This is a genomic window from Actinomadura montaniterrae, assembly GCF_008923365.1.
In the GTDB taxonomy this organism is placed as follows: Bacteria; Actinomycetota; Actinomycetes; order Streptosporangiales; family Streptosporangiaceae; genus Spirillospora; species Spirillospora montaniterrae.
This window is the reverse complement of sequence record NZ_WBMR01000489.1, coordinates 1-1,093: the sequence shown is the minus strand read 5'-3', so window position 1 is coordinate 1,093 and position 1,093 is coordinate 1. Positions and strand designations below refer to the sequence as shown.

Genomic DNA, 1,093 nt, shown 5'->3' with positions numbered 1-1,093 from the left:
CGCTGGATCTGGTTGGTGCCCTCGTAGATCTGGGTGATCTTGGCGTCGCGCATCATCCGCTCCACCGGGAACTCCCGCGTGTACCCATACCCGCCCAGCAACTGGACCGCGTCGGTGGTGACGTCCATCGCCACGTCCGAGGCCAGCGCCTTGCACGCCGACGAAACAAAGGTCAGGTCCGGGATCTTCTCGCCGTGCATCGCCCGCTCGGACTTAATCGCCGCGTGATAGGTCAACTGCCGCGCGCCCTCCAGCCGCATCGCCATGTCCGCCAGCATGAACTGCACACCCTGGAAATCAGAGATCGGCTTGCCGAACTGGCGGCGCTCCTTGACGTAGCCGAGCGCGAAGTCCAGCGCGCCCTGGGCGATCCCCAGCGCTTGGGCGGCGATGGTGATGCGGGTGTGGTCCAGGGTGGCCAGCGCGGTCTTGAACCCGGTGCCCTCGGCCCCGATGATCCGGTCGCCCGGGATCCGCACGTCCTCCAAGATCACCTGCCGGGTCGGCGAACCCTTGATGCCCAGCTTGCGCTCCTTGGGCCCGAACGACACCCCCGGATCGGACTTCTCCACCACAAAAGCCGAGATCCCCCGCGCCCCGGCCGCCGGGTCGGTGACCGCCATGACGGTGTAGTACTCCGACACGCCCGCGTTGGTGATCCACATCTTGGCGCCGTTGAGCACCCAGGCGTCCCCGTCCCGCACCGCACGAGTCTTCATCCCACCCGCATCCGACCCCGCATCGGCCTCCGACAGGGCATAGGAGAACATCGCCTCCCCGCGCGCCACCGGCGCCAGGTACTTGCGCTTCAGTTCTTCCGAGCCCGACAGCAGGACGGGTACCGTGCCGAGCTTGTTCACCGCCGGGATCAGCGAGGACGACGCGCACGCCCGCGCGACCTCCTCGATCACGATCACCGTCGCCAAAGCGTCCGCACCCGCACCCCCGTACACCTCGGGGACGTGCACCGCGTGCAGGTCGTTGGCGACCAGCGCCTCCAGGGCCTCCTGCGGGAACCGGGCGTCCTCGTCCACCTCCGCCGCGAACGGAGCGATCTTGGCATCCGCCAGCTCACGCACCGTCGCCCGCAGCA

Annotated in this window: 1 protein-coding gene; it reads right to left on the bottom strand. The window is 68.3% G+C overall.

Annotated features, from left to right (window positions below; genetic code table 11):
* Nucleotides 1-1,091 (bottom strand): acyl-CoA dehydrogenase family protein (locus F9B16_RS50470; protein ID WP_225992704.1); only part of this gene is annotated, 1,091 nt, incomplete at its 3' end.
* Between the last annotated feature and the right edge of the window lie 2 nt (nucleotides 1,092-1,093).